At 62.4% G+C, this 21,470-nt stretch carries 18 protein-coding genes and 1 pseudogene; 10 read left to right on the top strand and 9 right to left on the bottom strand.

Features of this window, described 5'->3' with window-relative positions; all coding sequences use genetic code 11:
- Together BN1136_RS06830 and BN1136_RS06835 are read right to left on the bottom strand one after the other, a co-directional pair.
- Nucleotides 1–1,240 (bottom strand): VCBS domain-containing protein (locus tag BN1136_RS06830; RefSeq protein WP_043808251.1); only part of this gene is annotated, 1,240 nt, incomplete at its 3' end.
- Nucleotides 1,241–1,314: 74 nt separating this feature from the next.
- The gene (locus BN1136_RS06835) at nucleotides 1,315–1,608 is read right to left on the bottom strand and encodes a PilZ domain-containing protein (protein WP_082034979.1); all 294 of its coding nucleotides are present in this window, start codon (nucleotides 1,606–1,608) and stop codon (nucleotides 1,315–1,317) included.
- A gap of 178 nt (nucleotides 1,609–1,786) precedes the next feature.
- Between BN1136_RS06835 and BN1136_RS06840 the strand changes: the two genes are divergently transcribed.
- Nucleotides 1,787–2,443 carry a helix-turn-helix transcriptional regulator gene (locus BN1136_RS06840; RefSeq protein WP_043808254.1) on the top strand — a complete coding sequence of 219 codons (657 nt, stop codon included), beginning with the start codon at nucleotides 1,787–1,789 and terminating at the stop codon, nucleotides 2,441–2,443.
- A gap of 163 nt (nucleotides 2,444–2,606) precedes the next feature.
- On the opposite strand, the gene BN1136_RS06845 is transcribed toward BN1136_RS06840, so the two are convergent.
- From BN1136_RS06845 to dusC, 4 genes are all read right to left on the bottom strand, one after another.
- Nucleotides 2,607–2,975: a TraR/DksA family transcriptional regulator gene (locus tag BN1136_RS06845; protein WP_043760602.1), complete on the bottom strand. Its 369-nt coding sequence runs from the start codon at nucleotides 2,973–2,975 to the stop codon at nucleotides 2,607–2,609.
- 81 nt (nucleotides 2,976–3,056) lie between these two features.
- The gene (locus BN1136_RS06850) at nucleotides 3,057–4,022 is read right to left on the bottom strand and encodes a DMT family transporter (protein ID WP_043760597.1); all 966 of its coding nucleotides are present in this window, start codon (nucleotides 4,020–4,022) and stop codon (nucleotides 3,057–3,059) included.
- Nucleotides 4,023–4,097: 75 nt separating this feature from the next.
- Nucleotides 4,098–4,925 carry an AraC family transcriptional regulator gene (locus BN1136_RS06855; RefSeq protein WP_043760594.1) on the bottom strand — a complete coding sequence of 276 codons (828 nt, stop codon included), beginning with the start codon at nucleotides 4,923–4,925 and terminating at the stop codon, nucleotides 4,098–4,100.
- Nucleotides 4,926–4,981: 56 nt separating this feature from the next.
- A complete protein-coding gene (gene dusC, locus BN1136_RS06860) occupies nucleotides 4,982–5,926 on the bottom strand; it encodes a tRNA dihydrouridine(16) synthase DusC (RefSeq protein WP_043760593.1) in 945 nt (314 codons plus the stop codon).
- Nucleotides 5,927–6,104: 178 nt separating this feature from the next.
- Between dusC and BN1136_RS06865 the strand changes: the two genes are divergently transcribed.
- The 4 genes from BN1136_RS06865 to BN1136_RS06880 all read left to right on the top strand — a co-directional run bounded on the left by BN1136_RS06865 (nucleotide 6,105) and on the right by BN1136_RS06880 (nucleotide 10,265).
- Nucleotides 6,105–6,482 carry a YbaN family protein gene (locus BN1136_RS06865; RefSeq protein WP_043760591.1) on the top strand — a complete coding sequence of 126 codons (378 nt, stop codon included), beginning with the start codon at nucleotides 6,105–6,107 and terminating at the stop codon, nucleotides 6,480–6,482.
- A 132-nt stretch (nucleotides 6,483–6,614) separates the two neighbouring features.
- Nucleotides 6,615–7,160, top strand: coding sequence for an adenine phosphoribosyltransferase (gene apt, locus BN1136_RS06870; protein ID WP_043760588.1), 546 nt, complete (start codon nucleotides 6,615–6,617; stop codon nucleotides 7,158–7,160).
- 181 nt (nucleotides 7,161–7,341) lie between these two features.
- The gene (dnaX, locus tag BN1136_RS06875) at nucleotides 7,342–9,810 is read left to right on the top strand and encodes a DNA polymerase III subunit gamma/tau (protein ID WP_043760587.1); all 2,469 of its coding nucleotides are present in this window, start codon (nucleotides 7,342–7,344) and stop codon (nucleotides 9,808–9,810) included.
- Between the two features lie 125 nt (nucleotides 9,811–9,935).
- Nucleotides 9,936–10,265 carry a YbaB/EbfC family nucleoid-associated protein gene (locus BN1136_RS06880; RefSeq protein WP_005301028.1) on the top strand — a complete coding sequence of 110 codons (330 nt, stop codon included), beginning with the start codon at nucleotides 9,936–9,938 and terminating at the stop codon, nucleotides 10,263–10,265.
- Between the two features lie 455 nt (nucleotides 10,266–10,720).
- Here BN1136_RS06880 and ycaC read toward each other — a convergent pair whose 3' ends face one another.
- Both ycaC and BN1136_RS06890 read right to left on the bottom strand, forming a co-directional pair.
- The gene (ycaC, locus tag BN1136_RS06885) at nucleotides 10,721–11,347 is read right to left on the bottom strand and encodes an isochorismate family cysteine hydrolase YcaC (protein ID WP_042077773.1); all 627 of its coding nucleotides are present in this window, start codon (nucleotides 11,345–11,347) and stop codon (nucleotides 10,721–10,723) included.
- Between the two features lie 210 nt (nucleotides 11,348–11,557).
- Nucleotides 11,558–12,424: a pirin family protein gene (locus BN1136_RS06890; protein ID WP_043760579.1), complete on the bottom strand. Its 867-nt coding sequence runs from the start codon at nucleotides 12,422–12,424 to the stop codon at nucleotides 11,558–11,560.
- Nucleotides 12,425–12,521: 97 nt separating this feature from the next.
- Between BN1136_RS06890 and BN1136_RS06895 the strand changes: the two genes are divergently transcribed.
- A complete protein-coding gene (locus BN1136_RS06895; protein WP_043760577.1) occupies nucleotides 12,522–13,412 on the top strand; it encodes a LysR family transcriptional regulator in 891 nt (296 codons plus the stop codon).
- Nucleotides 13,413–13,476: 64 nt separating this feature from the next.
- Here the strand turns inward: BN1136_RS06895 and BN1136_RS06900 are convergent, their stop codons facing one another.
- On the bottom strand, nucleotides 13,477–14,799 hold the full coding sequence (locus tag BN1136_RS06900) for a YjiH family protein (RefSeq protein ID WP_043760575.1): 1,323 nt from the start codon (nucleotides 14,797–14,799) through the stop codon (nucleotides 13,477–13,479).
- Between the two features lie 441 nt (nucleotides 14,800–15,240).
- Between BN1136_RS06900 and BN1136_RS06905 the strand changes: the two genes are divergently transcribed.
- The 4 genes and pseudogenes from BN1136_RS06905 to BN1136_RS06920 all read left to right on the top strand — a co-directional run.
- A complete protein-coding gene (locus BN1136_RS06905) occupies nucleotides 15,241–16,311 on the top strand; it encodes a helix-turn-helix transcriptional regulator (protein ID WP_043760573.1) in 1,071 nt (356 codons plus the stop codon).
- 83 nt (nucleotides 16,312–16,394) lie between these two features.
- Entirely contained in the window at nucleotides 16,395–16,817 is a 423-nt protein-coding gene (locus tag BN1136_RS06910; protein ID WP_043760572.1) for a CBS domain-containing protein, read from the top strand.
- Nucleotides 16,818–16,997: 180 nt separating this feature from the next.
- Nucleotides 16,998–20,912, top strand: a complete 3,915-nt coding sequence (gene hrpA / locus BN1136_RS06915; protein ID WP_043808255.1) for an ATP-dependent RNA helicase HrpA — start codon at nucleotides 16,998–17,000, stop codon at nucleotides 20,910–20,912.
- Between the two features lie 70 nt (nucleotides 20,913–20,982).
- A pseudogene (locus BN1136_RS06920) lies at nucleotides 20,983–21,441 on the top strand (hypothetical protein); the annotation flags it as partial.
- Nucleotides 21,442–21,470 lie beyond the last annotated feature (29 nt).

Below are 21,470 nucleotides of genomic sequence, written 5' to 3' on the forward strand. Positions count from 1 at the left end.
CCGCGTCGGTGGCATCCAGGTCACCGCTGGCGCTGGCGTCGCCGGGTGTGCCGTTGGCCACCCCGCCGGCCTCGAGCACGCTGTCGGTCGCCGTGCCGGTGATCACCGCGGCATCGTTGCTGCCGTTGATGGTGATGTCGATGACCTGCTCGGTGCCGTCTGCCGTGGCCACCGTGACCAGCTCGTGCAGCGGCGTGCTGCCCGGGTTGAGGGCCTGCACCGCAGTGTTGCTGTTATCCAGGGTGTAACTCCAGACCCCGGCGGCATCGATGCTGAAGGTGCCATAGGTTTTGGCGACGGCGCTCTGCACGACAAAGGCGTTCGAGCTGTCCACGTCGGTGGCATCCAGGTCACCGCTGGCGCTGGCGTCGCCGGGTGTGCCGTTGGCCACCCCGCCGGCCTCGAGCACGCTGTCGGTCGCCGTGCCGGTGATCACCGCGGCATCGTTGCTGCCGTTGATGGTCACGGTCAACACCTGGGTGGTGCCGTCAGCGGTGGCGACGGTGATGGTGTCGGTGTAGTCCTGGCCTCCGACAAACTCGTCGTGGGCGTTGTCCATGACGTAGGTCCAGGTGCCATCCGCGGCGATGGTGAACTTGCCGTAGCCGTTGCTGCCGGCCACGTTGGTTTGTGGCATGAAGGTGGCGAGGCTATCGACGTCGGTGGCGTTGAGTTTGCCGCCTGTGCTTTGCGGGGTATCCCCCTCACTGAGGGTAACAGTGTTGGTGCCAGTGAAGACAGCGGCGTCGTTGACACCAGCAAACTGGATCTTGGCCGTGGCCCAGCTCAGGGTACCGTTCCCGAGGCGGATTGAGTAGGTGAAGCTGTCGCTCAGCGTCTGTCCGGGGGAGAGCGCCTGCAGGGCCTCCCTGAACGTGGCGGACAGGGTGCTGGCATCGTAGCCCACCTTGCCCTCCGAGGTGATCCAGATTTTGGCGCCAAAATAGCTGGTGTCTGTGCTGATCGACTCGTATCTGGCCGTGTCCTGGGTAAGAAGATCTGTGGGGGCATAGAGCTTGGTGGAGGTAGATGAGCTGATCCCGTCGTCCAGTGACCAGAGTGTCTTGGCATTGCCGCCGAGATCGTTGGCCATGACGTCGAGATAGACGATGCCGGCGAAATCTTCGGTGATGAGGCTGCCACTGATGCCATTGATGAGTGCAGTGCTGAAACTGTCGTCCTTGGCTTGGGTGGTATTGGAAAATGAGGTAACGGTTCCGCCGTCTGTCGTGGTTGCCATCTCTGCTCTCCTTAACTTCAGATTTTCAGATTGCCTCCATGGCAACCTGTTCGCGCACTTGGCAACTATCGGGGTTATTTCACCAGCAGTTGCATTTCCTTGATCTTGACCGCTATCCCGGTCAGACAGCCCTCCTGCTCCCGTCTCACCACCTGCCCGCAGCAGCGCATCGTCATGACGCCGTGAGTCATGCCCATGTCGAGCTCGAAGCAGACGTCGCAGTCAGTCATGGCCGCGGCCTCGAGTTGCAGGTAGCAGCCACCGATGCTGATGTCCCGGGTGTAGCCCGTCTGGCCCGAGAGCCGGATTGGCAGCACCGCCGCGACGCGCTCATGTCGACGAGCATTGGTGTGGGTTGGCGTTGTCATGCAGATAGCCTAGGTCAGGGGCTTGCGCCGAAACATGGAAAAATCCGACCGATTTATACGGGACAAAGTGCTGTTTGACTTAGGACAAAACCAGGATATTTCGACTAGTTTAAGAGGGGGAAAACTGTTGTCAGGCTGGATGCCTGTCACATCGTTGTCAGCGCTTGGAGAGCCGGGTATGGACGCCATCATCGAGGTGATCTTGGTCTGCGACTTGCCGATAGTCGCATGGGGGTTGTGCGGGGCGATCAATACGATGCCCGGCGAGATGAAGGTGATCGCCTGTGTGGCCGATCCCGCCGAGGCCGCGCAGTGGATAGCGCCGGGCAAGACCTATGTCGTTTTGTTCGATCTGGACGGCAACAATGGCATGGAGCAGATCTCCTCCTTGCTCTCTGGCACCCAGGTGCGCGTGCTGACCATTGCCACCACGGAGGACATGGATCTGCAGGACAGAGCGGTATTGGCCGGCGCCTGCGGTGCCATCAGCAAGCGGGAGTCGGTCGAGGTGCTGTGCAAGGCCATCCGCAAGGTGCATGGAGGAGAATACTGGGTGGATCGCGCCGCGACCGAGCGCATTTTGATGACCATTGCGCGGGAGAGGGGGGCCAGTCATGCCGAGCAGGCAAAGATTGCACGCCTGACCCGCAAGGAGAGGCAGACCATCGTCGCCATCACTCTGGGCCTGGATGCGAGCACGCTGGAGATCGCCGCGCGCCTGAATATCAGTGAGCACACCCTGCGCAACCACCTGACCTCCATCTACACCAAGCTGGGGGTGCGCAATCGCATGGGGCTCTATGCCTATGCGCAGAAACATGCGCTGACGGAATAGGAGCGCTGGCCCGGGAGGCCCGTCAAGGTCGCACGGCTCACGGTAGCCGCCGCACTCTGATCCGGACTGTGCAAAGGAGGTTGTTCCCTGCACTGCGGGCTGCCGGGCAGGGCCTTGGCAAGGAGGGCAATCTGGGGATGAACGAGGGGAGAGGTATCCCCCCTCAGAGTTCGTGGGCGTGAAATCCCTTGCGATAGCGGGCTTCACAGCGCGGGCAGCGCTGCAGGGTGGGATCCAGATCAAGCTGGTCGATGTCGAGCGGTTCCTCGCAGTCGGAGCAGAGCCCGTAGAGTCCGAGATCCATCTGGCAAAGCGCGGCGTCGAGCCGCTTGAGGCGCGCCACGCTTTGCGCCACCTTGGGCAGATCGAGGCGACTGGTCAGATCCACCAGTTGATCCCGCTCGCAATTCTCCACCTTCTGTGCCCAGTCGTCTTGTCGACAGGCCTTGAGCTGACCCATCAGCTCTTCTCTCGTTTGCGCCCAGTCGGTCAGAAGGCGCTCATGCCATTCGGCCAACCGGGCTTGCGTCACTTCACACACTGCAGCCCCCAAAGACGAGTCATAAAACCCGGCCAGTATAGGGAAAGAAGCAGTTTATCAAGATGACATGAGTCAAGTTAACCGTGCTTTGGCGCGTTTTTCCGGCTGCGGTTGCGGCTTGCCGGCGAGCACGTAGAGCACCCCCGCCACCAGGCAGACGACGCCAATCAGGGTACTCATGGGGGGCATGGCCCCGCGCAGCATGAAGGCGTAGAGCAGCCCCGCCAGAGTCTCGAATACGATGAGCGGCCCGACCAGCACGGTCGGCAGGCGCTGGCTCGCCTCGTTCCAGCACAGGGTGCCGAGCCAGGAGCAGAAGAGCCCCACCGCTCCCATGAGCAGCACGAAGCGCAAAGGCGTCGGCCCGAAGGGCAGGGGAAAGTCCGGTGCGCTCAGGGCCAGGTGACCGAGGCTGCCGAGGTAGGCGATGAGCGCCACCGGGAGGGTCACCAGCCCCTGGGCGGTAGCCCATACGGCGGGGCTGCGGCCCGGGTGCTCGCGTAGCCAGCGGGCGTTGCGCAGGGGATACCAGGTCCAGCAGAGCACGGCGGCCACCGCCTGGGCGAGCCCGAACAGCTGCTCGGTGCGCGCCTCGGCGTGCCAGGTCAGCTCGGCGCGGTTGACCAGATAGAGGCCGGCCCCCATCAGCAGCAGAGCCGGGTAGAGGCGGGCACGGGAGAGGCGCCCGTCGCGCTCGCCATAGAGGTGGTTGGCGGCCAGGGCGGTGACCACCGGCAGGGTGCCGATGATCATGGCCGCCAGGGGCGAGCCGATGCGCAAGATGGCCCCCGACAGGCAGAAGTAGTAGATGAGGTTGCCCACCAGAGTGAGGGCGAGGGCCTCGCGCCAGTCACTGGGCGAGAGGGCCGCCAGGCGTTTGCGGGCCCGCCAGGCGAGCGGCAGCACGATAAGGCCGAAGGCGAGGTAGCGGCCGCTGGCGAGCAGGGCGGGGGGATAGCCGTCCACCAGCAGGGGGGCGACGAAGATGAGCCCCCACATCAGGCCGGCCAGCAGGGCAAACAAGACTCCGAGCAACATGATCACGTATCCAATGGAGAAGAAGGAGGTCAGCCTAGCAGGCGGCGAAGGGGGCGTATTGAACCAGATTGCGCTTTAGCGGCCGGCCTGCACCTGCTTCTGGTAGCGCACCGGGGTAGTGCCATAGCGACGCAGGAAGGCGCGGTTGAGGTGGGACTGATCGGCCAGGCCGCAGGCGGCGGCCACCTCGGCGGCGGGCAGACCGGCGGCCAGCCACCCCTTGGCGCGCTGCAGGCGGATGGCCATCAGCATCTGCTGGGGAGTGACGTGAAAGCGGGCCTTGAAGCTGCGCTGGAAGTGGTAGGGACTGAGGTTCACCGCCCCGGCCAGTTCGGTCAACGTGATGGGGCGAGCGAAACAGGCCTGCATATAGTCGATGGCAAGGCCCAGGGGGTGGGCCGCTTCGCGCGGGGCCGCCAGGGTACGGGCGTGGGGGCGCAGGATCTCGCACACGTTGAGCAGCAGGCCATCGGCGGCGAGCTCGCTGTCGCAGTGCCAGAGGGCGTCGAGGGCCGCCTGCAGGACGGGCGCGGCCTGGGGGTCACTGCGCACTGCCTCGGCGAAATACCAGCCGCGCTTGCCGCTGATGGCCTCGAGTCGATCGGCGGGAAGATAGAGCATGCGGTAGCGCCATCCCTGCTCGCAGGCGGCCTCGCCCGTGTGCAGCTCATCGGGGTTCATCAGCACCAGGCTGCCGGGGCCCGCCAGGAGCTGGCTGCCGCGATAGCGAAAGCGCTCGGCACCACACTCGATGACACCTAGGCCAAATCCCTCGTGGCTGTGGGGGTCGAAGGTGTGGTGCTGGATGTGGGCGCGGTATAGCTCGATCGCCGGCTGTCCCGGCAGGGCGCGAAAATCGGCTCTGTCGTGCTGATGGGTAAACTTGACCGGTACGCCCTGCATCCTGACCTCCTGTCACCGTGTCGATATCATAAGCCGCCGCGTGGCGGCGGCCAAGACTAGGCCCGGGCGGCGCACTCGCGCTCGAGGGCGGCGCGGATCTCGTCCGCGGTCTTGATGGTGCGGATGCGGCGAAACAGCTCGTCGGCCTGGGGATATTCCCTCACTATGTAGGAGAACCACTGCTTGATGCGACTGGGATAGTAGTCGGCCTTGTCGCTCGCCAGATCCTGCTCTGTATAGGTCACCATCAGCTGCAAGACCTCGTCCCAGCTCATGTGAGCACACCCCGTTTTCATCACGTTGGCGAGGTTGGGCAGGGAGATGGCACCCCGGCCCACCATGAGGGCATCGCAACCGGAGACCTGGGCGCAGGTCAGGGCATCGGCATGGTTCCAGATCTCGCCGTTGGCGGTGACGGGGATGGGCAGGGCGCGGCGAATGGCGTCCACGTACTCCCAGTGGGCAGGTGCCTTGTAGCCTTCCCGCTTGGTGCGGGCATGGACGGCCAGCTCGTCGGCCCCCCCCTGATAGACGGCCTGGGCATTGTCCAGATAGAGCGCCTTGTCATCGTACCCCAGGCGGATCTTGGCGCTCACCGGCAAGTGGGCGGGTACCGCCTCACGCACCGCCTTGACGATGCGATAGACGGTCTCGGGCTCCTTGAGCAGCACGGCGCCCCCCTTGCTCTTGTTGACCGTGGGGGCGGGGCAGCCGAAGTTGAGATCGACCCCGGGAGAGCCGAGCTCGATGGCGCGCACCGCGTTTTCCGCCAGCCACTCTGGATGCTGGCCCAGCAGTTGCACCCTCACCGGGGTGCCGGCACGGGTCTTGCCATCCTGCTTGAGCTCGGGGCAGAGGCGATGGAAGACCTTGGCGGGCAGCAGCTGATCGACCACCCGGATGAATTCGCTGACGCAGAGGTCGTAATCGTTGACGGAGGTGAGCACCTCCCGCATCAGGTGATCCAGCACCCCCTGCATGGGGGCCAAAATAACGCGCATAGCTGCTTCCGAAGACAAGGGGAGAAAAAAGAGCGCAGATTGTAGTGGCAATGGCGGGTGTTGTCAGCCGTCTGCCCACTCGATAAGCCCAATCGACTGCCGTTGCCTGGGCCAGGCTGTCAGCTTTTGGGCCAACTCTGTTAGGCTAAAGGCAGAGATACATTTCAGAGGAGTACCCATGAAACGCTGGTGTCTGATGGCCCTGGGCTGGCTCGCCTTCGCCACCGGGATACTCGGGATAGTCCTGCCCCTGTTGCCGACCACCCCCTTCATGCTGCTGGCGGCGGCACTCTTTGCACGCTCGTCTCCCCGGTTTCACCGCTGGCTGCTGGCCCATCCCTGGTTCGGGCCTCCCATTGAGGACTGGCAGCTGTATCGCGGCATTCGCCGCCATGCCAGACGTCGGGCCATCATCTTCATCCTGCTCTCCTTCTCGGTGTCGCTGCTGGTCGTGCCGCTGCCCTGGGTGAGGCTGCTGCTCGTTGTCATAATGGTGATCCTGCTCACCTGGTTGATGCGCGTGCCGGTGCTGGAGCCAGTTGCAATGAAGAAGTGAAATCCCTAAGCTATTGCGGCAATAATGCTATGGAGTCGGCCTGTCATTGTTTGCATGACGGGCCTTTTTATTGCCCGCTGGCGGGCATTGCAATAGCCGCCACGTCTGGGCGCAAAAATAAGCGGTCAAATAATGAATCCGGATACCCTGAAGTTTATCGAAGCGAGCATCAAGACCATCCCCGACTATCCGAAGCCGGGCATCCTGTTTCGCGACATCACCAGCCTGATCGAGAACGCCGAGGCCTTCAAGGCCACCATCGATCTGCTGGCCGACCATTATCGTGATCAAGGGATCACCAAGATTGTCGGCACCGAGGCCCGCGGCTTCATCTTTGGCGCACCGGTCGCCTACGCCATGGGGCTGGGGTTCGTGCCGGTACGCAAGCCGGGCAAGCTGCCCCGCAGCGTCATCGAGGAGTCCTATGCCCTCGAGTACGGTACTGACACCCTGCAGCTGCACACCGATGCCATCGTGCCCGGTGACAAGGTGCTGGTCGTGGACGATCTGCTGGCCACCGGCGGTACCGTCGATGCCACCGTCAAGTTGATCCGCCGTGCAGGCGGGGAAGTGGCGGATGCCGCCTTCATCATCTCCCTGCCGTCCCTCGGTGGTGATGCCCGCCTGACCGCCGCTGGCGTCAAGGTGGTCTCTCTGGTGGAACTCGCGGGCGCCTGAGCCGCGAAGGTGCGTGACAGGCAGGCTTCGTCACGCTGCCATCTGCCGACAACCGGTGCCTGAACGGGCACCGGTTTGAAAATCAAGCGATCCCTCCCAAGGCGGCCGATAGGCCATACAGCCAGCCCCCCATTTGTGTTAGCATCCTGCCTCAATGCCTCGTTTTCCAGCATCGAGATCTATGAGCTATCAGGTTCTGGCGCGTAAATGGCGCCCCCATACGTTTGAACAAGTGGTAGGCCAGCAGCATGTGCTGACCGCCTTGACCAACGCCCTGGATCAGGGTCGGCTTCATCACGCCTATCTGCTGAGCGGGACCCGCGGGGTGGGCAAGACCACCATCGCCCGCATCCTGGCCAAGAGCCTCAACTGCGAGCAGGGGATCAGCAGCCACCCGTGCGGCGTGTGCGACACCTGTCGCGAGATCGATCAGGGCAACTTCGTCGACTTGCTGGAGATCGACGCGGCGTCCCGTACCAAGGTGGAAGATACCCGCGAGCTGCTGGACAACGTCCAGTACCGCCCGGCCCGTGGCCGCTTCAAGGTGTACCTCATCGACGAAGTGCACATGTTGTCGCGCCACAGCTTCAACGCCCTGCTCAAGACCCTGGAAGAGCCGCCCCCCTATGTGAAGTTTCTGCTGGCGACCACGGATCCCCAGAAACTGCCTATCACCATTCTCTCGCGCTGCCTGCAGTTTCATCTCAAGAGTCTGGATCAGACCCAGATCGCCAGGCAGCTCGAATGGGTGCTGGACCAGGAGGGTCAACCCTTCGAGCCACGCGCCCTGCTGGCTCTGGCCAAGGCGGCCGACGGCAGCATGCGCGATGCCCTGAGCCTGACGGATCAGGCCCTGGCCCACGGCAACGGCAGCGTGCGGCTGGACAGCGTGCTCACCATGCTGGGCACCCTCGATCATCACCACCTGCACCAGCTGCTGGAGGCCATCCTGCGCCAGGATGCCCCGGCTACCATGGCCAAGATCACCGAGATTGCCACCCTGGGGCCGGATTTCGACCAGCTCCACGCCGAGCTGGAAGCCCTGCTTCACCGGGTTGCCATGGCGCAGCTGCTGCCGGCCAGCGTGCAGGAGCAGGGGGCGGATGCCGATGCCCTGCTGCAACTGGCCCGGGCCATGAGCCCGGAAGAGGTGCAGCTCTGCTATCAAATCGTGCTGGGGGGGCGCAAGGATCTGCCCTGGGCCCCTGATGGACGCACCGCGCTGGAGATGACCTGCCTGCGGATGCTCGCCTTCTCGCCGCGCCGTGAGGTGATGCACCCTGCCAACCTGACGGCCTTGCCGCCAGCCATGGCCGGGCAAGTCCCCTCAGCGGCGGGGAGGGAGGCCGTATCGACCCTGCCGGGAAAGCCTCAAGGGGCTGAGCCAGCCCCGCACGGGGGGAGCCTGCCGCCAGCCGAGGTCGTGATGCCGACGCCACAGGCCGACGTTGCCTCTGCGCCAGCGCCCGCCATGGAAACGGCCGAAGCGGAGCCCGCTATTGTCGACGCCGACGAGGAGAGCGCACGCCTGTTTGCCGAGCAGGAAGAGCTGCTGCAGGAGGCGGCGGGCATGGGCTATGGGGCCGCCACCCGCGAGCCGGTCAGCGCAGCCCCGCAGCCCCAGGCAGAGCGTCCCGAGGAAATCCCCGCAGCACAGGCAGTGCCCGAGACCGCCGCACCGGTCGAGTCTGCCGAGCCCCAGGGGATCTCCAGCATGCAGAGCCTGCTCGGCAAGCGCAATCTGCTGCGCAGCCGGCTGCGAGGCGAGGCCGCGACGGCACCCTCGACCCCTTCACGGGTGGCACCGGTCAAGCCGGCTCCCCAGCGCCAGGCCGAGGTGCCACCGGCGCCCCAGGTGACGCCGGCCTCAGCAGCTCAACCAGCGCCTTTGGGAGGTTATGACGATCTTCCCCCTCTCGATGCCTATGACGAGGGGGGCAACGACTATGAAGAGTACCTTGCCCAGGGCTTTGGCGAGCCGAGTGCACCGGCAGTGACGCCAGCCTCGATGCGGCCCGCGGCGACGTCTCCCCAGGGAGATGATCTGCCACCCTGGGATCTGGACGGCGCACCGGCTCAGCGGGTGGTGCCGGCGCCGCGGCCCGTGGTACCCGAGTTGCCGAGAGGCCCCGAGCTGCCGGGCGAACCCGAGCCGCAGCCTGCCCCTGTGATGGAGACCATCGACTGGGATGCGCTGGAGAGTGACGAGCAACCCGAGGAGGAGGGGGAGGTCGCCCGCCTGATCCCCTCTTCCCTGCTGGTCAACTGCGGCGACCCCTGGGCCGAACTCATCGCCCGTACCGGGGTGGGCGGCCGGCTGCGTCAGCTCGCCATTAACGCCGTGATGACCCGCGAGGGGGATCGGGTGTCGCTCCTGCTCAAACCTGAGCAGCGCCATCTGGTGAGTGACAAGGCCCGCGCCGATCTGGCCGAGATCATCGGCCCCGAACTGGGTGGGGCCGTGCATATCGAGGTGACTCTTGGCACGGATCCCGAGCGGGAGACGCCGCTCGAGATAGAGCACCGCCTCTATCTCGGGGTGCGCGAGCAGGTGAGCCGGGATCTGGCGGCCGATCCCAACGTACAATTCTTGCAGCAGCGCTTCGGCGCCGTGCTCCATCCCGAGAGCATCGAGCCCCTGAGCCGCTGAGCGGCGATGAAAAAACCGTGCCGGGGGCAGCCCCCCGGTTGAAAAGATCTTTGGCTGCCCCCACTTAGGGCAGATGAACCCACAGCCCGGCGCTGGATGCCGGATTTCAAGACGAGAGACGATCTATGTTTGGTAAAGGTGGAATGGGTAACCTGATGAAACAGGCCCAACAGATGCAAGAGCGCATGCAGAAGATGCAAGAACAGCTGGCCCAGATGGAAGTGGTCGGCGAAGCCGGCGCCGGCATGGTCAAGGTGACCATGGCGGGCAGCCACAGCGTGCGTCGTATCGAGATCGATCCCAGCCTGATGGAAGATGACAAGGAGATGCTGGAAGATCTGGTCGCCGCCGCCGTCAACGATGCCGTGCGCCGGGTGGAAGAGCAGAACAAGGCCAAGATGGGCGAGCTGACCGGCGGCATGCAACTGCCCCCGGGCTTCAAGATGCCGTTCTGAGGATCTCATTACTGTTGAGTCAAGAGGCTATGCCTCGTGGCTCTGTCGGATAGAGAGGTACGCCGCCCCGCATCAGGGGTAGTCGAGCCTCGTCATGACGCAGCGGATACGGTTTGCCCCGTCCCCGCTGCGTTTTGTTTTTACCCCATCCTGCCCGGGCTGTGACCGAGCTCGCCTCTGCACGGCAAACGTCCCTTCCCGAGCGTGCTTCGCCGTACCGTTGCCCCTGCTGACTTGTCCTGTGCCTTCTTGCACCCCGCGGGCATGCTTCACTCTCTTGCGCGCTGGTTTGAGGAGTGCCTGACCCACCTGGTCGAGGGGGGACCGTATACATACTCCTGCCCCGCCCATGCACACCTGGTGGGGGAAATCTTCTCTTGCAGACGCCTCGGGAGTAGGGGAGTAACCGAGCCGTGGCCCAACAAGGGCCCCGGTTACCCGGGGCCGGTGTCAGGCTACTTGCTGCTCTGGACAGTGGTGTAGCTGTTGATCAGGTTGCGATAGTCGGGGATGTGGTTGGCGAATAGAGTACCCAGCCCCTCCACATCGTTGCGCCAGTCCCGGTGCAGTTCACAGGCGGCGCCAAACCAGGTCATCAGCTGCGCGCCGGCGGATGACATGCGATCCCAGGCCGAGTGACGGGTGATCTCGTTGAACGTCCCCGAAGCATCGGTGATGACAAACACCTCGTACCCCTCCTCGAGTGCGGACAGGGCCGGGAAGGCGACGCACACCTCGGTGACGATGCCGGCGATGATCAGCTGTTTCTTGCCGGTGGCCTTGACCGCCTTGACGAACTCCTCGTTGTCCCAGGCATTGATCTGCCCGGGGCGGGCAATGTAAGGGGCATCCGGGAAGGTCTCTTTGAGTTCCGTCATCAATGGGCCGTTGGGCCCGTTTTCGAAACTGGTGGTCAGTATGGTGGGCAGCTGGAAATACTTGGCCGTCGCGGCCAGCGCCAGGACATTGTTGCGAAACTTGTCCGGTTCGATGTCGCGCACCAGGGAGGAGAGGCCGGCCTGGTGATCCACCAGCAGCACGGCAGCGTTGTGCTTGTCGAGTTTGACGTAGGGCTTGTTCATGACTTTTCTCCAGGTTTGTTGGTCAGGTCATTTACGGTGGTTGCAGTACACTCTATGCTTGGCCGTTCGATCGTTTCCGCCGCGTTATCGAGGGGCAGGACAGCCAGCACAGGGGCCAGTGTGGTGTCCGTGTCATCTTGGCTGTGCCGGGTCTGGCACCGCCGGCATGGACAGGGCTGATCACTGTGCCCCTGTTGCCGGACTCGGGGTTCAGCGCCCGATCTGGCCGAAACGGCCGCTGTTGTAATCATTGATGGCTTGCACGATCTCTTCCTGGGTATTCATGACGAAGGGACCGTGACCGACGATGGGTTCATTGAGGGGGGCGCCATTGAGCAGCAACAGCGTCGTCTCCTCCTCGACCTCCATCACGAGTTCCGTGCCGCGGCGTTCCATGACCGCCAGTTCGGCGGAGCGAACCGGGTGACGATCGCCAAGACGGATGGCCCCTTTGAGCACGAACAGGGCGGTGGTATGCCCCTGCGGCAAGGAGATTGTGACCCTGTGATGGGCGTGCAGGCGCAGGTCCCAGACGTTCATCGGGGTGAAGGTGCGGGCAGGGCCAGCGGCCTCGCCGAAGCGCCCGGCGATGATGCGCGCTTCGCCAGCACCATGCGGCAAAGCTACCCGAGGGATCTCACCTGCGGTGATGCCCTGGTAGCCGGGGGGCGCCATCTTGTCACGGGCGGGCAGGTTCACCCACAGCTGCACCATCTCGAAGGTGCCGCCAGTCCTGGCAAAGTCCGGGCTGTGGTACTCCTCGTGGATGAGGCCGGATGCGGCCGTCATCCACTGTACGTCCCCCGGTCCTATGGTGCCGCCACCCCCCGAGGAGTCTCTGTGAGAGACGCCGCCGTCATAGACGATGGTCACCGTTTCGAACCCGCGGTGAGGATGCTGGCCGACCCCGAGCCGATGAGACGTGGCCGGAAACGTGGCCGGGCCCGCGTAGTCCATCATCAGGAAGGGGGAGATCTCTTCGGCGATGTCGTGGTAGGAGAAGATGTTCCTCACAGGGAAGCCGTCACCCACCCAGTGCTGTCCATTGCTGCGCTTGATAAATGCCAGTTCTTTCATCTCGGTGTCTCCGTTGAAGCGATGACACCAGTGTAGGAAGTGGTCATCTGTCCAACTAGATGGTTAAATCAGAAAACACTTTCTATTGAGTTGGAAGATGGACTTCAATCAGGTCGTTGTATTCGTCAAGGTCGTGCAGGCCGGCAGCTTCAGTGCCGCAGCACGTCTGCTGGGGTTGCCGACCTCAACGGTCAGCCATCGGGTGGCCATGCTGGAGGCGCGCCTGGGCGTCACGCTCTTGCAACGGACGACCCGTCGTCTGCATCTGACCGAGGCCGGACAGATCTATTTCGAGCACGCGTCGGCCGGGTTGGTGCATGTGTTCGATGCCGAGGCTGCCATGAGCGAGTCGCGGGAGGAGCCCTGCGGATTGCTGCGGATCACGGCCCCCGTTGATATCGGCGATCAGATCCTGTCGTCACTCCTGGGGCAGATGCGCAGCCGGTGGCCAAAGGTCGACGTGGAACTGGTGCTGATGAACCGCTACGTGGATCTGGTCGCGGAAGGCGTCGATGTCGCCATCCGCACCGGCCCTCTCAAGGACTCGACGCTGATCGCCAGGCAGGTGGGCGTTGCACGTTGGGCACTGTTCGCGAGCCCTGATTATCTTGCCAGTGCGGCGGCGATAGAGGCACCTCAGGCGCTGCGACATCATGCCTGCCTGCAGTTCACCTCCCTGGGCAAAGAGTCCTGGGATCTTCAGGACGAGGCCGCCAACAGCGTGACCGTTCCTTTGTCACGGCAGACGCTGATCAACGATGTCGGTTTGATCATGACCATGGTGCTGGCTGGTGAGGGGGTGGCACTCTTGCCGTCATATCTGTGCCGCCAGGCTTGCGATGAGGGGAGACTGGTGGCTGTTCTTCCCCAATGGCAGGGGAAGGCCGATCCTATCCATATCGTCTATCCAAGGCAGCGTTTCATGCCGCCAAGATTACGTGCCTTTGTGGATCTCGCCACGATCGCGTTGCGAAAATGGCTCGAGTGAATGCTTAACTTGCCCGTTAACAACAAAGCGCCTGATGGCGCTTTGTTGTTTTGGGGCGTGTCGCTTAGCCGAGCCAGCCGATGGCCAGGGCGAGCCGTCCGCACAGGGCGGCGAGGAAGATGCCAAGCAGGGTGCGCAGCAGCCAAATAACCACCAGCTGCCCCACGCTCACCGGGATCCGGGTTGCCAGGATGCAGGGGATGGAGGCGGAGAAGAAGAGCACAGAGCTCACCGAGACCACGGCGGTCACATAGCGCACCAGCAAGTCCGCATCCTTGAGCAGGATGGCGGGCAGGAACATCTCCGCCAGCCCGGCCGAGAGGGCTCGCGCCGTCTCCAGCGGTTCACCGAGGGCCAGCAGCCAGGTCAGGGGCCACAGCAGCCAGCCCAGCAGATCGAACAGCGGGGTGTGCTGCGCCAGCAGCAGGCCCAGCAGGCCGACCGACAGTATGGTGGGCACCACGGCGGCGGCCATCTGCAGCCCGTCTTTGAGGTTGTCCCTCAGCTGTTTGAGCACGGGATCCGCCTGGCTGGACTGGGCCAGACCGCAGGCGAGGGCGGCTTGCAAGCGACTCTGGCCGATAGGTAGCGGCTCGTCGGTTTCCCCCTCATCGTTCATGGTGCTGATGGGGGGAATGCGGGCCAGGATGGCAGTGATGACGAAAGTGATCACCAGGGTGGACCAGAAGTAGAAGTTCCAGTGACCCATCAGGTTGAGGGTCTTGGCCACGATGATCATGAAGGCGGCGGAGACGGTGGAGAAACCGGTGGCGATGATGACGGCTTCCCGCACCGTGTACTTGCCCGCCAGGAAGACACGGTTGGTAATGAGCAGACCCACCGAGTAGCTACCCACGAAGGAGGCGACCGCATCGATGGCAGAGTGGCCGGGCGTGCGCCACAGGGGGCGCATCACGGGCTGCATCAGCACGCCGATGAGCTCAAGCAGGCCAAAGCCGAGCAGGAAGGTCAGCGCCATGGCCCCGATGGGCACGATGAGGCCCACCGACATGGCGAGCTTGTCGAACAGGAAGGGCAGCCTGTCCGGCGTCATCAGCCAGGCGGGCCCGATGTTTGCCACGTACATGATGGCCAGTACCAGGCCGAGCACCTTGAACAGGCTCAGCACACGATCGATGGGGCGGGCGCGCCAGCGGCCATCCAGCAGGGGGGTGATGGCGCCGTAGGCGATGATCAGCAGAATGATGCCAAGGGCAACAGGGCGCTGCGCTATCAGGGCGCCGGCCAGGTGATCCACCAGTATGGTGCTGCGGCCCCCCAGTTCGAAGGGCACGAAAAAGATGGCGATGCCGAGCAGACTGGTCAGCAGCAGCTTGAGGCCGGCCCCGGCACCTGCCGGTGCCGTGAGTACGCGTTCAGGTTCCATTTCCTCTCCTTGTGGTCCACATGGTTCAACTCCGTTGATGGCTGAATTTGTATATACAATAGCGAGTGCCATCGGGAATGGAAATAGGAAAGAAACAAAAACCAAACATGGCGGAAACATTTAATTCATATGAATCCAGGGTAAGGAGGAGGGGGGATGTCGGCAGCGTGTAAGCAGGTGGCAGACTTATCAATCACGCATTCAAGTGCGTGACAGCATGTGCGGGAGCTGGCGGGTATCACAAGTAAAGAGCCCTAAAGCGACCGGTTCCAGGGAAAACCTGAGCCATGACATGTCTTTTTTCACTCTTTTCATGAATGGACGTTATTCATAACCATTAATCAATTGGTCATAAAGGCTTTATTCATTTGACTACTTTTCGAGTTTCTCATTGCAGAGTAAGATGCCCCTTCAATAAAAATAAGAATTAGGAGTTCGGGTGTGAAGGCATTAGAGAAAGAAAGGATATCGCCCTATATCAGCCAGTTATATGAGTGCGGTATTAATGATTCTGACATTAAGCTGGTCGTGGACCAATTTCGTGCGGATGTGTCCTGCAGTTCGTCCCTGTTTTTATTGCGGGACGATGACAAGAGCGACGGAATAAAGCTTTTTTCCAGCGGTCTGACCGAGGCCCAGCAGCAGTTCTATGTGCAACACCATCGCCAGGATGTGTGGTTCAATCATTATCTGGACAAGGGCTGCCAGGGGATCGTCAGTGCCAACACCCTCTCGAACTCGGTGGGGCTGCTGGCCAGTTTCGGCGCCCAGTTTGCGGCGGGGGGGGTCTGTCAGGTCAAGGGTCGGGGGCTTAGCAGTCTGTGCAGCTACCGCGGTGCGGCGCAGGAGGATTTCAGCAGCCGGGAACTCACGTCCCTCTCCGAAATCTATTCTGGTCTCGCCGCCTGGAGCCACCATTATTGGAATCTGCTGGCCCTGGAAACCCAGAACTACCAGCTGCAGCAGCTGGTGAAAAACCATAATAAGCCCAGCGCCATCATAGATGACAAGGGACATATCCATTATTCCAATGTGGCATTCAATCGCATCGCCGATGAAAATGTGGAGCTGCGCGCCATCAATGGCATTTTCTCTTTGCAAAATAAAGAGCAGCAACGCCAGCTCAAGGAGATCCTGAGTGGTTTTGCCTATTTGTTGCCGGGAGCAAGCGCCTATATGTCCATTCCCCGTCAGGCCAATCTCAGGCCGCTGCTGATCCAGTGTTCCCTGATGAGCGGTCTGAGCCGGTTCGAGCGCTATGTGGAGGTGGTGCTGCGGGATCCCGAGCACTCCTTCAACCCCGATATCGAGGCGCTGGCCAGCCTGTATCCCCTCACCATCGGTGAGAAGGAGCTGCTGGTGCTGATGAGCAAGGGCTACAGCAGCAACGACATCGCCGAACTGCGCGGGGTCAAGGTGGAAACCGTGCGCTCCACCCTCAAGGGGGTGTTCAAGAAGACCGATTGTCACAGCCAGAACGAGCTGCTGCTCCTGCTGCAATCCATTTCCTGACGGCTGCGAGCTATGCTTGGAGGGAGCCAGGCATAGTGTCCGGCTCTTGCCTCCCTCGTGGGAGGCCTGTTGGGGGAAGCGTCATGGAATCACTCAAAGCAAGGGACTACATGCAGACCAAACCCATCACGTTCAGCGCGGACATGATGGTGCAAAGTGCAGTCACCAAATTTCTCAACAGCCATCAGCTGGGCGGTCCCGTGGTGGACAGTCAGGGGCATCTGATTGGCTGGGTATCCGAGCAGGATTGCATCGCCGTCATGCTGAAAGAGGCCTATCACTGTGAACAGGTGGCCCAGGTCAGGGATGTGATGCGCAAGGAGGTGCTGGCGGTGGGCCCCGACACCAGCATCCTGGATCTGGCCGAGATGATGATGGGCCAAAAACCCAAGATCTATCCGGTGGTGGAGGAGGGGCGTCTGCTCGGGGTGATCAGCCGCCACAACGTGATGCAGGCCATTCACGCCCAGCTTGGCACCTGCTTCGTGCACCAAGCCAACGGCTGACACCGGTTGTATGCAAGGAGCAGGCAGGTGCCTGCTCTTTTTATGGCCGGTATTCAGGCTCGCTACCCGTTACGCCTCACTCGCCGCTTTAAGGCTTGCACCGCCCAGCCTCGCTCTTTAGGATCTCCCCCAGCTATCGATATGGCCCTTGATGGGCACTCTTTTTAAGGAATTCGTACCTTGTCTCTCTCTATCGAGGCGCTGCGCCGCCGTCTATCTGCCTGCATGAACCTCGACGCCCGTCGTCTCTCCAGCCGTCTGCACGGGGTCAAGAAGCTGCCCGAGGGCAAGCAGGGTGCGGTGCTCGAGACCATCGCCGCCGATCTGGATGCGGCCGAGGCTCGCTACCAGGCCCGTCTGGCGGGCGTGCCCAGAGTCACCTATCCGGACAATCTGCCGGTCAGCCAGAAGCAGGCGGAGATCGCCAAAGCCATTGAAGAGCACCAGGTGGTGATCATCGCCGGGGAAACCGGCTCGGGCAAGACCACCCAGATCCCCAAGATCTGCCTTGCGCTGGGGCGCGGGGTGAAGGGCTTCATCGGCCACACCCAGCCGCGGCGTCTCGCGGCCCGCACCGTGGCGGCCCGCATTGCAGAAGAGATGGAGTCCGAGCTCGGTCACTACGTGGGTTACAAGGTGCGCTTTACCGATCAGGTGAGCGAGCAGACCCATATCAAGCTGATGACCGACGGTATCCTGCTGGCGGAGATCCAGAACGACCGGATGCTGACCCAGTACGACACCATCATCATCGACGAGGCCCACGAGCGCAGCCTCAACATCGACTTCATCCTGGGCTACTTGAAGCAGTTGCTGCCAAGGCGCCCCGATCTCAAGGTGATCATCACCTCGGCCACCATCGACCCGCAGCGTTTCTCCCGCCACTTCAACAAGGCGCCGGTGATTGAGGTCTCAGGGCGCACCTACCCGGTGGAGGTACGCTACCGCCCACTGTTTGTTGATAAAAAAAGCAGTGATAAAAGTGAAGGGCTGGAGGAGCGGGACGAGCTGCAGGGGATCTTCGATGCGGTGGAAGAGCTGGCTAGAGAAGGTTTAGGAGACATCCTTATCTTCATGAATGGCGAGCGGGAGATCCGCGATACAGCCGATGCCCTGCGCAAGCTCAACCTGCGTGACACCGAGGTGCTGCCGCTCTATGCCCGTCTCTCCAACGCCGAGCAGAACAAGGTGTTCCAGCCCCACGCCGGGCGGCGCATCGTGCTCGCCACCAACGTGGCGGAGACCTCGCTGACGGTGCCTGGCATTCGTTACGTCATCGATCCGGGGACCGCCCGCATCAGCCGTTACTCCTGGCGCACCAAGGTGCAACGCCTGCCCATCGAGCCGGTCTCCCAGGCCAGCGCCAACCAGCGTAAGGGGCGTTGTGGTCGGGTAGCGGACGGCATCTGTATCCGCCTTTACTCGGAGGAGGATTTCAATAGCCGTCCGGCTTTTACCGATCCCGAGATCCTGCGCACCAACCTGGCGTCCGTCATCCTGCAGATGCTGGCGCTCGGCCTTGGCAACATGGAGGCCTTCCCCTTCGTCGAGCCGCCGGAGTCGCGCCATATCAAGGACGGTTTGACTCTCCTGAAAGAACTGGAGGCGGTGCGCGAGCTGCCCGCCACGGGTGATCGCGAAGCCAAGCTGCAGCTGACCGACACCGGTCGCCAGCTCTCGCGCATCCCCCTTGATCCCCGCCTGGCGAAGATGGTGATCAGTGCGGCGCAAACGGGCTGCCTGAGCGAGGTGATGGTGATCACCGCCGCCCTCAGCATTCAGGACCCCCGCGAGCGGCCCATGGAGAAAAAGCAGGCCGCCGACGAGCAGCACAGACGCTTTGAAGACAAGGATTCCGACTTCCTCGCCTTCGTCAATCTGTGGAACTACCTGAAAGAGCAACAAGACCAGCTCGGCAGCAACCCGTTCCGTCGCATGTGCCAGAAGGAGTTTCTCTCCTATCTGCGGGTGCGTGAGTGGCAGGACATCCACTTCCAGCTGCGCCAGACGGTGAAAGAACTCGGCTTCAAGGCCAATGCAGAGCCGGCGGATTTCAAGACGGTGCATTGTGCCCTGCTGACCGGGCTGCTCAGCCATATCGGCAACAAGGATCTGGAAAAGCCGGAGTTTCTCGGGGCCCGCAACGGCCGTTTCCACCTGTTCCCGGCCTCGGGCTTGTTCAAGAAGCCGCCCAAGTGGGTGATGGCCGCCGAATTGGTGGAGACCTCCCGCCTCTACGCCCGCATCAACGCCAGGATTGAACCCGAGTGGGTGGAGCCGCTGGCGGGCCACCTCATCAAGCTGCACCACAGCGACCCCCACTGGTCGAAGAAAAACGGCGCCGTCATGGCCAAGGAGAAGGTGACCCTCTATGGCTTGACCCTGGTTGCCGAGCGCACCATCAACTTCAGCCGCATCGATCCGGCCCTGTGCCGCGAGCTGTTTATCCGCCGCGCCCTGGTGGAGGGGGATTTCGAGACTCGCCACCGCTTCTTCAGCGACAACCGCAAGCTGCTGGCGGAGGTGGAGGCGCTGGAGCACAAATCCCGTCGGCGCGACATCCTGGTGGATGACGAGGATCTGTTCCGCTTCTACGATGCCCGTTTGCCGGAAGAAATCATCTCCGCCCGTCACTTCGACAAGTGGTGGAAGGAGGCGCAAAAGCAGGACTCCGAGCTGCTCAACTTCGAAAAAGAGATGCTGATGAAGGGAGATGCGGCCCACATCAGCGATCTCGACTACCCCAACTTCTGGCAGCAGGGGCGCCTCAAGCTGAAACTGACCTACCAGTTCGAACCGGGGGAGGCCGCCGATGGCGTGACCCTGCATATCCCGCTGCCGCTGCTCAACCAGGTGGAGGTGAAAGGATTCGAGTGGCTGATCCCGGGGCTGCGTCATGAACTGCTGGTGGCCCTCATCAAGTCGATGCCAAAGCCGATGCGCAAGAACTTCGTGCCGGCCCCCAACTATGCCGATGCCCTGCTTGCCAGCATCAACCCCGAACAGGGGCCGCTGCTGGACGAGATGGAGCGCCAGCTGCGCCGCATGACCGGCGTGACCGTCCCCCGCGAATCCTGGGATTGGACCGCGGTGCCCGATCACCTGAAACTCACCTTCCGGGTGGTGGACGACAAGCAGAAGAAGGTGGCGGAAGGCAAAGATCTGGAGGCATTGAAAGAGTCCCTGCGCGGCAAGGTGCAGGAGACCCTGTCACAAGTGGCGGACGATGATATCGAGCAGTCCGGCCTCACCCTCTGGAGCTTTGGCGAGCTGCCGAAGGAGTACAGCCAGAAGCGCGGCGGATTCGAGGTGAAGGCCTATCCGGCCCTGGTGGATCAGAAGGATTCGGTCGCCATCCAGCTGGTGGAGAGTCCGGTGGCCCAGCAGCAGCTGATGTGGGCGGGTCAGCGCCGGCTGGTGCTGCTTGGGGTGCCATCCCCCATCAAGTACCTGCAGGAGAAGCTGCCCAACAAGGCCAAGCTGGGTCTCTACTTCAACCCCTTTGGCAAGGTGGCCGAGCTGATTGACGACTGCATCGCCTGCGGCTGTGACAAGCTCATCGAGCAGCATGGTGGGCTCGCCTGGGATGAAGCCGGCTTCGAGGCCCTCAAGGAGTATGTCCGCGCCGAGCTCAACGACGCCGTGGTGGAAGTGGCAAGCCAGGTGGAAGCCGTGCTGACCCTCTCCTTTGATATCAAGAAGCGGCTCAAGGGCAAGATGCAGCTCGACACCGCCTTCGCCATGTCGGACATCCAGCTGCAACTGGACAAGCTGATCCACAAGGGCTTCGTGACCGAGACCGGCTGGCAGCGACTGCCGGATCTCTTGCGCTACCTGCGCGCCATCGAGCGGCGCCTGGAGAAGCTCGCCATCGACCCGAACCGGGACAGGGTCCACATGCTCAAGGTGCAGAGTGTGGAGTCTGAATACAAGGCGCTGCTGGCCAAGATCCCCAAATCCCAGCCGATCCCCCCCGAGGTGGCCAATATCCGCTGGATGATCGAGGAGCTGAGAGTATCCTTCTTTGCCCAGCAGCTCGGGACGCCTTACCCCATCTCGGATAAACGGGTGCAGAGCGCCATCGCCCAGTGCTAAGCTGCTATCTATCTGTTTTATTGGATAGTAATAAGAACAGAACGGATTAACGGGCAAGGGAGGCCGTCATATGCTGGGGATCTGGTTGGGAGTGGCGCTGGTCAACATCAGCGGTTATCAGCCCATTGCGGAGCAAACCTGGGTGCAGCTCAATCCGGAGTTCTATCCGCTGCACCGCGCCGTGCCGCCCATCTTCGCCGCCTGGCGGGGCAATCAGTTCCCGCCGCTGGCGACGAAGAAGAAGAACGGCCACTGGCAGATCCTGTTTCCCGCCCGTCTGGTGCCCCCCTTCGATCTGTTCGAAGGGGAGGCACAGCTCTCCAAGGCCTACCTGGCCAGGCTCAAACGCATCGACGAGATGGCCTATGGCATGGCGCCCCATCAACCGGTGCAGAGCGTGACAGCAGTGCATCAACCCTCTTTCGAGGCGTTAGGGGCCAGTGCCTTTATCGCCGAGTTCTCCTTGCCTGGCCCGACGAGGGGCTGGGGGCGGATGGCGCAAGGGGAGCCCTTGCTGGCGAGGCTGGCGATACCGCGGTCTCTTATACACAACTGACG

It is taken from the genome of Aeromonas taiwanensis, assembly GCF_000820165.1.
Lineage (GTDB): Bacteria > Pseudomonadota > Gammaproteobacteria > Enterobacterales > Aeromonadaceae > Aeromonas > Aeromonas taiwanensis.